Here is a 14,962-nt window from a genome sequence, read left to right as displayed (position 1 = left end):
CGCTGAGTATCCTTACACTGCGATAAAAAAGGACCGTCAGTGTAAGAGACATAAACCTGAAAAAATATCGTCCACCGAAAAATCAGAACATGACCATCGCCACCAGCGGCGCAACCAATACCATCACCACGCCGGAAAGCATCATCACCAGACTGGCAACTACACCCTCCTGCTGACCGAGTTCATAAGAGCGCGCCGTACCTGCCCCGTGCGACGCCGCGCCAAATCCTGCGCCTTTCGCCATCCCTTCACGAATGGAAAGGCGTAAAAACAGCACATCACCGACCGCCATGCCGAATACGCCGGTCACCACCACGAACAAGGCCACCAGGTCCGGCTGCCCGCCCAACGGCTCTGCCGCCGCCAGCGCAAATGGCGTGGTGACAGAGCGCACCGCCAGACTGCGCTGGATCTCATCAGGCAACATAAACAAACGCGCCAACCACACGGAGCTGGTGACAGCCACCAGCGTTGCCGTCACCACGCCCGCCGTCAGCGACATCCAGTGCCGCTTAATCACCGCAAGGTTGTCATACACCGGAACGGCAAACGCAATGGTTGCCGGGCCCAACAGCCACAGCAGCCAGTGCGATTCACCAATATAGTTTTGCCAGGAGATGTGTCCGAATACCAACATCAGCACCAGCAATGCTGGCGTGAGGACCAGCGGCATCAGCGGTAATTTGCGAAAACGGCGATACAGGCGCTTGTTGGCAAAATAGATGCCCAACGTAATCACCAGACACAGGACGCTTAGCTGAAAATTACTCACGGTTTAACCTGCTCATTTCATAGCGATACACTTTATCGACCACCCACGCCGTGGCGCCGAGCACCATCAGCGTACTTAGCGCAATAACGGCGAATATGCGCCAGCCATCGACCAGCAACAGCTGCGTATAGTTGACGACGGCCACCACCGCCGGAACAAAAAACAGCAACATTTCAGCCAGTAACCAGCGAGCGCCTGCGCGAATCCAGTTCAGCGGGATAACCCGGCAGACAATTAACGCCAGCATCAGTACCATCCCGACCAGGTTGGCAGGAAGCGGCAAATGCAGCCAGGAGACAAGATATTGAGCAAATACAAAGAGACCTGCGTACAGCAGAACCTGAACGGGGATCTGAAGTCGTTGAATGACAGCAGGCGTCACGCGGCTTATCGCCACAGCCATGAGGGTATGTCCTTAAAAAATAGAGAGCGCCAGTATAGAGAGCCCCCGTCCCGGACTGAAATGAATTAAACTCATTGCAGGCATAGTCTTAAGGAATAATCATGGATATCAGAACGCTGCGATATTTTGTTGAGGTGGTTCGTCAGCAGAGCTTTACTCGCGCAGCGGAGAAGCTTTTTGTCACTCAACCCACTATCAGCAAGATGTTGAAGAATCTTGAAGACGAGCTTAACTGCACGCTGCTAATCCGCGACGGTCGGCGGCTTTTGTTGACTGATACCGGACAAGTGGTTTTCGAGCGCGGTCTGGCGATCCTCGCCGAGTTTCGCCAGCTTGAAGCGGAACTCAGCGACATTAACCATCTCAACAAGGGGCTATTGCGCCTCGGTATCCCGCCGATGGTCGGCATGTTGATGGCAGGGCCTATCAGCCTTTTTCGCCAGCGCTATCCCGGCGTTGAGCTAAAGGTCTCTGAATTTGGCGGCTTAACCGTCCAGCAGGCGGTGATGAATGGCGATCTGGATGTCGCGATGACCGCGCTGCCGGTTGAGGAAGAAAGCGGTCTGGCGACCTTACCGCTTTTCAGTCATCCGCTCTGTGTGCTGGTCCCTCGCTCCGGTCAGTGGACAACGTGCGAATCTATTTCCCCCGAGGCGTTAGCGGAGCATCCGTTACTTATCTATAACGAAGATTTCGCGTTGAGTCGCCAGTTGCTTGAACTGTTTAGCCAGCACAACGTCAAGCCCCGCATTGCAGTACGCAGCGGGCAGTGGGATTTCCTGGCGGCGATGGTACAAGCCGGCGTCGGAATCGCCATTTTGCCGGAGCCAATCTGCCAGCGTCTGGATAAGCAAACTTTGCGCTGGATCCCTCTGGAGAGTGATTTACGCTGGCAGTTGGGTATGATTTGGCGCGAGGGCGTATATCTGTCGCACAGCGCCCAGGCATGGCTGAAATGTTGCGAAGGTTTTTGGCTAACGCAAGCGTCGTAAAATGCCGGATGCGGCTAACGCCATATCAGACCTACAAAATCCCGTAGGCCTGATAAGCGTAGTGCCATCAGGCACTACCGTTACTGGTTCTCAATCAACAGCGCTTCCAGCAAGTCCAGGTCGTGCAGTAGTTTTTGCAGCGTTTCATTACTGATTTCACGTGTGGCACGCAGGTGATAAAGCTCTGCGCGTTCTGAGCGCAGTGCCGCCAGACGGAAACGCCGTTCGAGGTTTTCTTCCTGCATCGAGCTTTCCACATCGTTGCGTCCGTCGGCGCGTCGACGCAGATTACCGATGACACGTGAACTCACCTCGGTGAGCAACTGATTATCGATGTTCTCTTCGCTGTCCGCGGCCAGGCGCTCCTCCATTTTCTGGATGGCGACAATCGCGACTTCCGCCGTGGCAGCCCGGGCAATACGTTCCTCTTTTTGCTGCTGCGAGTGATCTGCGACTTCCAGATGCTGTAGCAGAATCGGCAGCATTACTACGCCAACAAACAGCGAGAACAGGATCACGCCCGCAGCAAGGAAAATCAGCTCATATCGGGCCGGGAAGCCGCTACCATCCGGTAACAACAGCGGAATGGAGAGCACACCCGCAAGAGTTATTGCCCCTCGCACGCCCGCAAAGGAGGCAATCAGGATTTCACGCGTCGTCCAGGAGCCGAATTCCATTGGCTTTTTCTTCAGGAAGCGCAGACTGAACTTCTTCATGGTCCACAGCCAGCCAAAACGTACCAGCATCAGCGCCACGTAAATCAGCACGATATCGGTAAACAGCATCCAGATTTCAACGTTCGGATCGACCTCTGCTGCCGCCAAAGAAGACTCCAGAATCCCCGGCAACTGCAGCCCTAACAGCAGGAAAACCATGCCGTTAAACACAAATTCCAGCATCGCCCAGGTGCTGTTAGCACGTAAGCGCATCGCCAACGGCGCGCGGCGCATCACCCCGGAACGGGTGATTGTCATCCCGGCAGCGACCGCCGCGAGGATGCCTGAGACACCAATGTGTTCCGCAATCAGGTAAGACGCAAACGGCAGCAGAAACAGCAGAACGATTTGCGTTGCCGGCTCATCGCCACCCCAGCGGCTGAGAAAACGCAGGGAGCGCCCGTACAGCCAACTGACGACAAAACCGGCCAGGATACCGCCAATTGCTACTTTGAAGAATTCAAGCGTTGCGCCGCCAACGGTAAATACCATCGTACCCATCGCCACGGCGACGGCAAATTTTAGTGACACCAGGCCGGAGGCGTCGTTCATCAACGCTTCGCCCTGCAGGATCCCCATGATTTTCTTCGGGATGCGTCCCTCCCCCACAATGCCGGAAAGGGCAACGGCGTCGGTTGGCGACAGGACGGCAGCCAGCGCAAAGGCCGGGATGAGAGGGATCCCCGGCACCAGCCAGTAAATCATAAAGCCAATCCCGACCACCGTGACCAGCACTAACGCCAGCGCAAGACCAAAGATCTCTCGCCCATGTTCGAGAAACTCACGCGTTGGCGTCTTCCAGCCATCGGCAAAGAGCAGCGGCGGGATGAACAGAACCAAAAATAGCTCAGGATCGAATTCCACATGCAAACCAAACGTCGGCCACGCCAGCAAGGCGCCGATGGCGATCTGCATAAGGGGTAGAGGGAGTTGGAAGGGCAATACGCGAGTAAATACCCCCGACAGCGAGACCACAAGGGTCATGATGAGTATGGTGAAAAAGATTTCCATGCGTTCCCTGTTTGCGATGTTTCTTATGATTCGTGATGAGAGGCGTCGTGCCTCAATTCTATCTAATTGAGAGTAACGCAAAAGACAACAAGTGTGTTCTGAAAATAAAAACGGGCGGCCAAAGCCACCCGTTTTCAGGATCTTTATCGAATAAGAATCAGATAGCCCAACCGCCCGCGTAGAAGGCCACCAGCGCGATAGCGATAACCACCGTGCCGATGTTCAGCTTGCGCCATTCGCCAGAGACAAGACGGCCAATCACCAGGGTAGCAAAGCCAATCATAATGCCGGTTACGATGTTACAGGTCAGCACGATAAATACGGCCGTTACCAGACCCGCCATTGCGTCGACAAAGTCAGCAAAGTCGATTTTTGCCACATTGCTCAGCATCAACAGGCCTACATACATCAGCGCAGGCGCCGTGGCGTACACCGGTACAAGATACGAGAGCGGAGAGAGGAACAGGATCAGCAGGAACAAGACGCCAACGGTGATCGCCGTCAGGCCAGTTTTACCGCCCGCTGCCGTACCCGCTGCGGATTCAATGTAGACCGCCGCAGGTGCAGCGCCCACCAGACCAGAGAACACGCTGCTCAGGGAGTCAGTGGTCAGCGCTTTGCCGCCGTCGATAATCTGTCCGTCTTTATCCAGCAAATTCGCCTGTCCGGCTACGGCACGGATAGTTCCGGTCGCATCGAAGACGGCGGTCATGACCAGCGCCAGCACGCTCGGCAGAACGATAGGATTCAGTGCGCCCATAATATCCAGGCTGCCGATCAGCGAGTTGCCGTTTTCGTCGCTCAGAGACGGCATGGCAAAAATACCGGAGAAATGCACAGCCGGATCGAAAATCAGGCCAACAATAGAAATACCGATAATAGTCAGCAGGATGCCGCCCGGTACTTTCAGTTTTTCGAGGCCAATAATCACCGCCAGACCAACCAGCGACATTATCACCGGGAAGGTATCGAAGTCGCCCAGTGCAACCGGCAGGCCGTCCAGCGGGTTCTTAATCACCAGACCAACGCCGTTTGCCGCAATCAGCAGCAGGAACAGGCCGATACCGATTCCCGTGCCGTGCGCAACACCCTGCGGCAAATTGCGCAGGATCCAGCTACGAATACCGGTCGCGGAAATGATGGTAAACAGGACCCCCATCAGGAACACCGCGCCCAGCGCAACGGGCACGCTGATATGTTGCCCCAATACCAGGCTGAATGCGGTAAACGCCGTCAGAGAAATGGCGCAACCAATTGCCAGCGGCAGGTTGGCCCACAAGCCCATCACAATAGAACCGACGCCCGCGACCAGACAGGTTGCCACAAATACAGCGGCAGGCGGGAATCCGGCTTTACCCAGCATCCCTGGAACCACGATAACGGAGTAAACCATGGCGAGGAACGTCGTTAATCCGGCAACGACTTCCTGACGAACGGTACTGCCGCGAAGCGAAATTTTAAACCAGGCGTCGAGTGAACCGCCGGTACGCGCTGAAGGCGTAGACATAGAAAACATCCCCTGAGAGTTTATTTTTTCGTCATTATGCGTGCTGGACAATCCACTGCCTGTTAAACGTTTTCTCCATGTGCCAGGTTTGCGTCAATAGGGGTGTCGCAAAAAAGCAAACGTTTAGCTCCGCGCATAAAAAACGGGTGGTAAAAAAAAGCAAACGATTATCCAGCGATCATACGCTGGTTTTCAACTGAACTTTGCCGCTTTTTACTCATTTCTTCTTATAACGCGCAATAAATAATCAGCCGATGCGCAAACGTTATCGTCAATGCGCAATCTGGCAACAATTTTCGCGGCGTGATTACAACATGAGTGTTCCTTTTTCACGCAAACTCGCGCAAAAAAACAGGTGAAGATGCGGGAATTTTTTTTGGCTAAAAAATAACCATTTCACTGGCAAATGGTGAGAGGTGGCTTACACTTACCTTATCAACACAAACCGGAACCTCCCCTAATGTGCTCGACTGAGGGGTGTTGATGTCGGGGGAAACCCTCCCGTGAACCAGCGGGATAGAGTGAAAGACAAAGACCGGAACCAAACTAAAGCGCCCTCTGTGGCGCTTTAGTTTTATACCAATCAATCGTCTTCCAGCAGCCGCGCCCCGGTTCCTTGCTCGCCCAGCTGATCGCCTGGGTTACGCAACGGGCAATCGCTGCGCGACAAGCAGCCGCAACCAATACACCCATCAAGCTCATCGCGCAGTGACACCAAAGTATGAATGCGTCGATCCAGCTCTTCACGCCATTGCGAAGAGAGTTGTTTCCACTCTTTAGCGCTAAGTGAATGTCCTTCAGGTAATACGCCCAGCGCGTCGCCGATCGTTGCCAGCGGGATCCCAATACGTTGAGCAATCTTGATAATCGCCACGTAACGCAACACATCACGTTTGTACCGACGCTGGTTACCGCTGTTGCGCATACTGCTGATTAACCCTTTGCTTTCATAGAAATGCAGGGTCGATACCGCCACACCGCTACGCTTTGCGACTTCACCTGGTGTGAGCAGCGCTTTTATTCGGGGTAATTTCTTTTCCATAAATTGCTTTACCTCAAGTTAACTTGAGGAATTATACTCACTCGCAGGCAAAACGACGAATCGAATACTGAAAAAGAGGCAGCCCTATGTCCCATCAGCAGATTATTCAGACCCTTATTGAATGGATTGATGAACATATTGATCAGCCGCTGAACATTGAGGCGGTTGCGAAAAAATCAGGTTACTCGAAGTGGTATTTACAGAGAATGTTCCGCACGGTGACGCGCCAGACGCTGGGCGACTACATCCGCCAACGCCGACTTCTGCTGGCGGCGGTTGAACTGAGGACGACTGAGCGACCTATTTTCGACATTGCGATGGATCTTGGTTATGTATCGCAACAAACCTTCTCTCGCGTGTTTCGTCGTGAGTTTGATCGTACTCCAAGCGATTACCGCCACCGCCTGTAAGATTATTGCCCGCTCTGCGTCAGTATGGCGGGCGACCGTTGTATCCAGCGTATGAACTCCTGCAGCGGCAGCGCTTTCGCAAAATACCAGCCCTGACAATACTGTACGCCGCGTTCCCGCAGCCACTCGACTTGCTCTGTCGTTTCAACCCCTTCAGCGATCGTCTTCAGATGTAAGCTTTGTGCCATCTCAATGATATGTTCGGCAATCATGTGGCTGGTACTGTTAGTGGACAGAGTACTAATAAATGATTTATCGATCTTCAGGATATCGACATTCAGCGCGGACAAATTATGTAGATTGGAATACCCCGTGCCAAAATCATCAAACGCCACTTCATAACCCGCCTGGCGGAACGCCTGGATTACCGGCGTCATTTTATCTACATCAACAAACCCGCGCTCCGTTACCTCAACTTTAATTTGTCGGGCCGCCACGGAGTACTCACGGTTTTTGTCAGTAATCAGGGCAATGAGTCGGGATGAATGAAAATCAGACGCGGAGAGATTTATCGAGATATAAAGCTGGGGATGTGCCGACAGAAAATACCCCAAATCGTTGAACACCTCTTCAACCACGTAATCCGTGATCCGCTCCATCATTCCCTCTTTTTCAGCCAGAGGAATAAACTCGCTCGGACTCATCACCTCACCTTTACAGTCCGGCCAGCGCAGCAAAGCCTCGGCCCCTACGCACTGACCGTTTGTGATATCAATGATCGGCTGGTAGTACAGGCACAGGTGACGTTTTTTGATTGCGCGTTTTAATAAACGACGGGGAGAGAGGTATTCCTGACGCGTACGCCACCACATTAACAGCATCAGGATGCTGCAGATAATCCCGAAAGGAACCGTTAATGCAGCCTCGTGATAAAAAATCGAATTTATGCGTTTATCCGAGGTCGACACAATAATCGCGATTGGCCGTTTTTCTGAACGCACAATAGTATAGAAGCGATCCGCCAACGGGAAGGTAGAGGCTTCGCCGCCCACCAGCGGCGAGAATTGATCAATGTGCGCCCCTTCGCTGGCAGAGAAAAAGGAATCCGTTACCGTGTCATACACGCCCCAGGACAGGTCAGGGTCATCTGACATGACTTCGCTGTAAGATAACGGATTGATGACGACAACGTAGTTTCCTCGTTGCATATACGTCATTCGGTAGCCAGCAAAAAACGGGGTATCGCGATAGTAATAGATCGAGATGTCCGGCGTACGTTTATAGTCTGCGGTCGGCATAATATAGGTAGTGGATGGCACCATCGACGTAGAGCACAAAAAATGATCGCCCTGGGCATAAATTAGCTCGCTGATATATAAACGACCGCGAATTATATTCAGCATACTTTTCTGATGTGTTGGGGTACACATCTCACCTTGATACAACTGGGCCATATCACGTGCTAAATCGGCTTGTTGGATCACTAATTCTGTTTTATTTAAGACCAGTTGAGCAAAAGAGTGAAGTTCATTACGGGTTTCGGACATCGCCCGGATTTGAGCAAACCATAATGCCAGCACCACGGGGAGCAATACCACCATGAATGTTCCCAGCAACTTCAGCATCTTGCGTCGCGCACTGTGATTCATGTCAGCCTTATGTCCCTGTTTTGTCTATGCCAGTACCTGTCACGGCAGTGATGCTATAAACACCAGCTAGTTAACTTGCATGAATCTATCAGTATTAGCAACAGACGTCTCTATGTAAAAGTCTGATAATAGTTGGGGATGATATTATTTTTCCGTAATGCAAACTTAAAGTTACGCTTATTTCACAATGTTATTATCCCGAGAACGTTAATTTTTTATGAGCACTATCCTGGTTGCATTTAAGAAATTCATTAAATTTTTTTAACAATTAATTTAAGATGAATTAAACTAGTGGCGTAAATGCACCTTTAAGATTGATTATTTAGTATCAGTAGCCTTTTCAAAAATAACCATACATTAATAATGGTTATAATCCAGCAAAAATAACGTCCAGCACTGGTGAACAAACGAACACTTGTGATATAGTTCACAAAAATCATGTAACAGAAACAATGTTTCATTCATGTTATTGCCCGTCGATAGCCAGAGTACTACACCCTCGGTGAACACCCCCGCGCTGTCCTGGGCATCCAGACTTTCTGAGGACGTTTTTCATGGCAACAATAACAACTGGCGTGGTTCTTCTGCGGTGGCAATTACTCAGTGCAGTGCTGATGTTTTTAGCCAGTACGCTCAATATCCGTTTTCGTAAATCAGACTATATTGGCCTGGCCGTCATTAGCAGCGGTTTAGGGTTGGTTTTTGCCTGCTGGTTTGCGACCGGATTGCTCGGCATAACCCTGGTGGATATTTCCACGATCTGGAAGAATATTGAAACCGTGATGGTCGAAATGATGAGCCACACACCGCCAGAATGGCCGATGGTGTTGAACTGATAACAACAGTGTGTCCGACCAGAATATACCCGGTCGGACACCGTTTTAAGCGATAACGATTCTACTGACGTTCCGGTAACCGCTTACCACTCCATACGGAACCCTGCGTTCACCTGCCAGTTCATATCAATGTCGCCTCCAGCTGACCTTTCCAGGTCAACGTACAGTCGAGAATTATTGTTCTGAGTGAGATGGATATTGGTTCCAATACCGTAGTTGATCCACGAGTCACTTCCTCCCTCGCGGACCGTCATGGACGCGTCTTTACCCCACACAGTGACATCACGATCGCCAGCAAACTCATGCAGCAGATCCAGCTTCACATAAATGTCGCTGTCCGGGCGTTCTTCAAATCGATAACCTCCTCGCAATCCGACACGACCGATCACGCTATCGATATCATTCTGACGAACCCGTAGCCCGCTGCTGGTGGTATAACGAGCTTCATCCAACCGGGTATACACGAGCTGTGCTTGCGGTTCGATGAAAGAGGATTCTCCCAGACTAAACTCACGACCATATTCTGCGCTGGCGCTAATTGACCACGTACTGCTATCCGCCACCCCCATATTGCCGTACACATTTCGGTAGTTAAAATCACTCTCATGGCGGCTATATTTCAGTACCAGATCCAGGTAGTCTTGTTTCTCCGGACGGTTCCATGCAGCATAAAGTGAACCACCGTAGCTCTTGTTATCGCCCGTGCCATAAGTAAAGTCAGCGTTACCTCTCATGTAATGCGCCGCAATACCTCGCGTCCAGACTGATTGTTCACTTTCTTCTTTATTGTCATAACCCAGTTGCCAGAAGCTGTACAAGTTTTTGAAGTAGCTGCCATTATCGCTTTCCATTTCGCCGCCTTTATAACGTATCCACAGACCATTTTGCTGTTGGTTCTGGCGTAATTCCCCTAAACGTTTATTCAGGCTGTCGATTTCGAGACGGGCGGTGGCCACCGCGTAGTTTAACCCGGCATTAGCAATCGCGGTGTTGCTACCCGCACTGGCTTTTGTTGAAACCCCCGTAATATACCAGTTTGTGCCATACTGGCTTCCCGGATCACCTTCCCGAATATCAGAACGCAGTAGCGGTTTATAGTCGTATACATACTCGTTAGTGATATCGATTTTATCGTAAGCTTCGAACATCACATTGCTGGCGGCATCGGCAACCCAGATATCTTCTTGCAGATCGCTAAGCTTATTAATATTTAACGCCTCAATAGCATGAGTTCCCCCCGTGCTACTCTTAACGACTTCGATAAAGTCGCTCCCATTACGCCGCTGCTCATCGGTTTTATTTGTATTTACATCAATCAGGAAAATACCGTTGTTGCCTTTCAGATCGTGAATCTTCACGGTTTCGTTGATGCTCTGATTGGTATGCAGGTTAAAACCGTGCAGGTTTATCGTCCCGCCGTCTTGCAAGGTGATGGCGCTGATCTGAGCGTCTTTGCCATCCGGGATCCAGTAAGCATTATTCATCAGCGTCAGATTCAAATCTCCGGCCCATTTACCACTAGCGATGTCCAGAACATTCGCCTCATGTCCATGCCAAAATGATTCCGCACCATTGAGCGTAATATTCATCTGGCTGGTATGAGCATATATTCTATCTCCGAAGTCGATATTTCCTAACAAATTAACCTTGTTCTCACCTGACTGATTAATATTTACGACACCACCATCTTTAGCACTAACCGCATCACTTTTTGATGAGCCATCAGGATAACCACTATTGTTCTCCAGCAGTTCTTTGAAATTGCTGGCGTAAGTATTAATGTAAACATCGCCACTGTTTGCCGTAATAGTAGAACCTACACCACGCGCATAGATTCAATTATTTGCCAGCGTAGCTTAATTTTCATTCGCCGTAACCACCAATAAATATTACCGAATATTAGCGTAGATTAGTTCGTATTAAATGAATCATAAAGCTGCGATGATAAACCAGAAAATACCGAATAATTAATTCTGAATAAGAAATATAAAAAAACCCCGTCGCAACGGGGTTTTCATAAATTAGAACGTTAATGCGTTCAGCTATCTTAGAACGGGATATCGTCGTCGAAGTCCATCGGCGGTTCGTTAGACGGCGCTGCCGGAGCGGACTGCTGCGGACGAGACTGCGCGCCGCCGCTGAACTGATTGCCGCCCTGCGGCTGCTGAGGCTGACCCCAACCCCCTTGCTGCTGACCGCCACCTGCCGGAGCACCACCGCCCTGACGACCACCCAGCATTTGCATGGTGCCGCCAACGTTAACAACAACTTCAGTGGTGTACTTTTCTACGCCGGACTGATCGGTCCATTTGCGGGTACGCAGCTGACCTTCGATATAGACCTGGGAGCCTTTACGCAGATATTCACTGGCCACTTCCGCCAGTTTGCCAAACAGCACAACGCGGTGCCATTCAGTCTGCTCTTTCATTTCGCCGGTCGCTTTATCACGCCAGGATTCGGAAGTAGCCAGCGTAATGTTGGCAACTGCGCCACCATTCGGCATATAGCGTACTTCCGGGTCCTGGCCCAGATTACCGACGAGAATCACCTTGTTTACGCCTCTGCTGGCCATGATCGTGTCTCCTGAAAAACGTTACTGAATAAGTGTAAGCGCGGGATTGTAGCATTTCCAATAGCGCTTTTACTACGTTGCGAGATCGATTCCAGTAAACAATCCCCGTCAAACATTGTTGCACAGGAACATGCGTTTTGCATTCCAATACTGTATATCCATTCAGGTCAAGTTGTGTCATAATTAACCGTTTGTGATCGCCGGTAGCACCATGCAGCCAGGCAAAAAAAGCGTTTAATCCGGGAAAGATGAATGGATAAGATCGAAGTTCGGGGCGCCCGCACCCATAATCTCAAAAACATCAACCTCGTCATCCCGCGCGACAAGCTGATTGTCGTCACTGGGCTTTCGGGCTCAGGCAAATCTTCGCTTGCTTTCGACACCCTGTATGCCGAAGGGCAACGTCGTTACGTTGAATCCCTTTCAGCTTACGCGCGTCAGTTTCTGTCACTGATGGAAAAACCGGATGTCGACCACATTGAGGGGCTGTCTCCTGCCATCTCAATTGAACAAAAATCGACATCTCATAACCCGCGATCCACGGTAGGTACGATTACCGAAATTCACGACTATCTGCGCCTGCTGTTTGCCCGCGTTGGCGAGCCGCGCTGCCCGGATCACGACGTTCCCCTGGCGGCGCAGACCGTTAGCCAGATGGTGGACAACGTGCTGTCGCAGCCGGAAGGCAAACGTCTGATGTTACTGGCGCCGGTAATTAAGGAGCGTAAAGGCGAGCACACCAAAACACTGGAAAACCTGGCGGGCCAGGGCTATATCCGCGCCCGTATCGACGGCGAAGTGTGTGACCTTTCCGATCCGCCCAAGCTGGAGCTGCAAAAGAAACACACCATTGAAGTGGTGATTGACCGCTTTAAAGTCCGCGATGACCTCACTCAGCGACTGGCTGAATCCTTTGAAACCGCGCTGGAACTGTCCGGTGGTACGGCGGTGGTCGCCGATATGGACGACCCGAAAGCGGAAGAGCTACTGTTCTCCGCCAACTTTGCCTGCCCGATTTGCGGCTACAGTATGCGCGAACTGGAACCCCGCCTGTTCTCGTTCAACAACCCGGCGGGTGCGTGCCCAACCTGTGACGGTCTCGGCGTGCAGCAGTATTTCGATCCTGACCGGGTGATCCAAAACCCGGAACTGTCGCTGGCCGGTGGCGCCATCCGCGGTTGGGATCGTCGTAACTTCTATTACTTCCAGATGCTTAAGTCGCTGGCGGAGCACTATAAGTTCGACGTCGAAGCCCCATGGGCCAGCCTGAACCCTGCTGTGCATAAAGTGGTGCTGTATGGTTCGGGTAAAGAAAATATCGAATTCAAATACATGAACGATCGCGGCGATACGTCCGTACGTCGTCACCCGTTCGAAGGCGTATTACACAATATGGAGCGCCGTTATAAAGAGACGGAATCCAGCGCGGTACGCGAAGAATTAGCCAAATTCATCAGTAACCGGCCGTGCGCCAGCTGTGAAGGGACGCGTTTACGCCGGGAAGCCCGCCACGTATTTGTCGAAAATACGCCACTGCCCGCGATTTCCGACATGAGCATCGGTCATGCGATGGATTTCTTCAACAACCTGAAACTTGCAGGTCAGCGGGCGAAGATTGCAGAGAAAATCCTTAAAGAGATTGGCGATCGTCTGAAGTTCCTGGTCAACGTCGGCCTCAACTATCTGACGCTGTCGCGTTCAGCCGAAACGCTCTCCGGCGGCGAAGCCCAGCGTATTCGTCTGGCAAGTCAGATCGGCGCAGGACTGGTCGGCGTAATGTACGTGCTGGATGAGCCGTCTATTGGTCTGCATCAGCGCGATAATGAACGACTGCTGGGTACGCTTATCCATCTGCGTAACCTGGGTAATACCGTGATTGTGGTCGAACACGATGAAGATGCGATTCGCGCCGCTGACCACGTTATCGACATCGGTCCCGGCGCGGGCGTTCACGGCGGCCAGGTGGTTGCCGAAGGAACGCTAAAAGATATTATGGCGGTGCCTGAGTCGCTGACCGGCCAGTACATGAGCGGTAAGCGCAAAATTGAAGTACCGAAACAGCGCGTGGCAGCTGATCCGGAAAAAGTGCTGAAGCTCACCGGCGCACGCGGTAACAACCTGAAAGATGTCACCCTGACGCTGCCGGTTGGTTTATTTACCTGCATTACCGGGGTTTCCGGCTCAGGTAAATCGACGCTGATCAACGATACGCTGTTCCCCATTGCGCAGACGGCGCTGAACGGTGCGACGCTGGCGGAACCTGCGCCGTATCGCGATGTTCAGGGTCTGGAACATTTCGACAAAGTCATCGATATTGACCAAAGCCCAATTGGCCGTACCCCGCGATCTAACCCGGCAACCTACACCGGGGTATTTACGCCAGTGCGCGAACTGTTTGCCGGCGTGCCGGAGTCCCGTGCACGCGGTTACACGCCGGGTCGTTTCAGCTTTAACGTCCGCGGTGGACGCTGCGAAGCCTGTCAGGGCGATGGCGTGATCAAAGTGGAAATGCACTTCCTGCCAGATATCTACGTGCCGTGCGATCAGTGCAAAGGTAAGCGCTATAACCGCGAAACGCTGGAGATTAAGTACAAGGGCAAGACTATCCACGAAGTGCTGGATATGACGATTGAAGAAGCACGTGAGTTCTTCGATGCCGTTCCGGCGCTGGCGCGTAAGCTGCAAACGCTGATGGACGTTGGTCTGACGTACATCCGCCTCGGCCAGTCTGCCACCACGCTCTCGGGCGGTGAAGCGCAGCGCGTGAAGCTGGCGCGTGAGTTGTCCAAACGCGGTACCGGACAGACGCTGTATATTCTCGATGAGCCAACCACTGGCCTGCATTTTGCGGATATTCAGCAACTGCTGGACGTGCTGCATCAGCTTCGGGATCAGGGCAACACCATCGTGGTGATTGAGCACAATCTGGACGTGATTAAAACCGCAGACTGGATTGTCGATCTCGGTCCGGAAGGCGGCAGCGGCGGCGGGGAAATTTTAGTCTCCGGCACACCGGAGACGGTCGCTGAATGTGAAGCCTCACACACGGCTCGTTTCCTCAAACCGCTGTTGTAAGTATCCCCGTACCGCTTCCTGGCGCAACAGGAAGCGG

Annotated in this window: 11 protein-coding genes and 1 pseudogene; 4 read left to right on the top strand and 8 right to left on the bottom strand. The window is 51.9% G+C overall.

The genetic code is table 11. The features are described 5' to 3' along the window. Nucleotides 1-82 precede the first annotated feature (82 nt). Nucleotides 83-772 (bottom strand): LrgB family protein, encoded by a 690-nt coding sequence (locus ACU8YC_RS20890; protein ID WP_151224611.1) that lies wholly within the window; start codon nucleotides 770-772, stop codon nucleotides 83-85. Next, nucleotides 765-1,175: a CidA/LrgA family protein gene (locus ACU8YC_RS20885; RefSeq protein ID WP_005132599.1), complete on the bottom strand. Its 411-nt coding sequence runs from the start codon at nucleotides 1,173-1,175 to the stop codon at nucleotides 765-767. Before ACU8YC_RS20885 ends, ACU8YC_RS20890 begins: the two co-directional genes overlap by 8 nt. 101 nt (nucleotides 1,176-1,276) lie before the next feature. On the opposite strand from ACU8YC_RS20885, the gene ACU8YC_RS20880 reads away from it, so the two are divergent. Further along, nucleotides 1,277-2,167 (top strand): LysR family transcriptional regulator, encoded by an 891-nt coding sequence (locus ACU8YC_RS20880; protein WP_151218060.1) that lies wholly within the window; start codon nucleotides 1,277-1,279, stop codon nucleotides 2,165-2,167. An 80-nt stretch (nucleotides 2,168-2,247) separates the two neighbouring features. On the opposite strand, the gene ACU8YC_RS20875 is transcribed toward ACU8YC_RS20880, so the two are convergent. From ACU8YC_RS20875 to soxR, 3 genes are all read right to left on the bottom strand, one after another. Beyond that, nucleotides 2,248-3,894, bottom strand: coding sequence for a Na+/H+ antiporter (locus ACU8YC_RS20875; protein WP_079938973.1), 1,647 nt, complete (start codon nucleotides 3,892-3,894; stop codon nucleotides 2,248-2,250). A gap of 157 nt (nucleotides 3,895-4,051) precedes the next feature. Next, a complete protein-coding gene (gene ghxP / locus ACU8YC_RS20870; RefSeq protein ID WP_003031735.1) occupies nucleotides 4,052-5,401 on the bottom strand; it encodes a guanine/hypoxanthine transporter GhxP in 1,350 nt (449 codons plus the stop codon). Nucleotides 5,402-5,984: 583 nt separating this feature from the next. Then, nucleotides 5,985-6,443, bottom strand: a complete 459-nt coding sequence (gene soxR, locus ACU8YC_RS20865; protein WP_003031733.1) for a redox-sensitive transcriptional activator SoxR — start codon at nucleotides 6,441-6,443, stop codon at nucleotides 5,985-5,987. Between the two features lie 86 nt (nucleotides 6,444-6,529). On the opposite strand from soxR, the gene soxS reads away from it, so the two are divergent. After that, entirely contained in the window at nucleotides 6,530-6,853 is a 324-nt protein-coding gene (gene soxS, locus ACU8YC_RS20860; protein WP_003031731.1) for a superoxide response transcriptional regulator SoxS, read from the top strand. 2 nt (nucleotides 6,854-6,855) lie between these two features. Here soxS and ACU8YC_RS20855 read toward each other — a convergent pair whose 3' ends face one another. Continuing rightward, nucleotides 6,856-8,442, bottom strand: a complete 1,587-nt coding sequence (locus ACU8YC_RS20855) for an EAL domain-containing protein (RefSeq protein WP_414078468.1) — start codon at nucleotides 8,440-8,442, stop codon at nucleotides 6,856-6,858. Between the two features lie 554 nt (nucleotides 8,443-8,996). Between ACU8YC_RS20855 and ACU8YC_RS20850 the strand changes: the two genes are divergently transcribed. Further along, nucleotides 8,997-9,278: a YjcB family protein gene (locus ACU8YC_RS20850; RefSeq protein ID WP_151218062.1), complete on the top strand. Its 282-nt coding sequence runs from the start codon at nucleotides 8,997-8,999 to the stop codon at nucleotides 9,276-9,278. A gap of 83 nt (nucleotides 9,279-9,361) precedes the next feature. On the opposite strand, the pseudogene ACU8YC_RS20845 reads toward ACU8YC_RS20850, so the two are convergent. Both ACU8YC_RS20845 and ssb1 read right to left on the bottom strand, forming a co-directional pair. After that, nucleotides 9,362-11,134 (bottom strand): annotated as a pseudogene (locus ACU8YC_RS20845) (autotransporter outer membrane beta-barrel domain-containing protein); the annotation flags it as partial. Between the two features lie 191 nt (nucleotides 11,135-11,325). Continuing rightward, on the bottom strand, nucleotides 11,326-11,850 hold the full coding sequence (gene ssb1 / locus ACU8YC_RS20840) for a single-stranded DNA-binding protein SSB1 (RefSeq protein ID WP_003826621.1): 525 nt from the start codon (nucleotides 11,848-11,850) through the stop codon (nucleotides 11,326-11,328). 252 nt (nucleotides 11,851-12,102) lie between these two features. On the opposite strand from ssb1, the gene uvrA reads away from it, so the two are divergent. Beyond that, a complete protein-coding gene (uvrA, locus tag ACU8YC_RS20835; RefSeq protein WP_016155358.1) occupies nucleotides 12,103-14,925 on the top strand; it encodes an excinuclease ABC subunit UvrA in 2,823 nt (940 codons plus the stop codon). Nucleotides 14,926-14,962 lie beyond the last annotated feature (37 nt).

Source organism: Citrobacter sp. VF227 (assembly GCF_052950715.1).
This window is presented reverse-complemented; position numbering and strand designations above follow the sequence as displayed.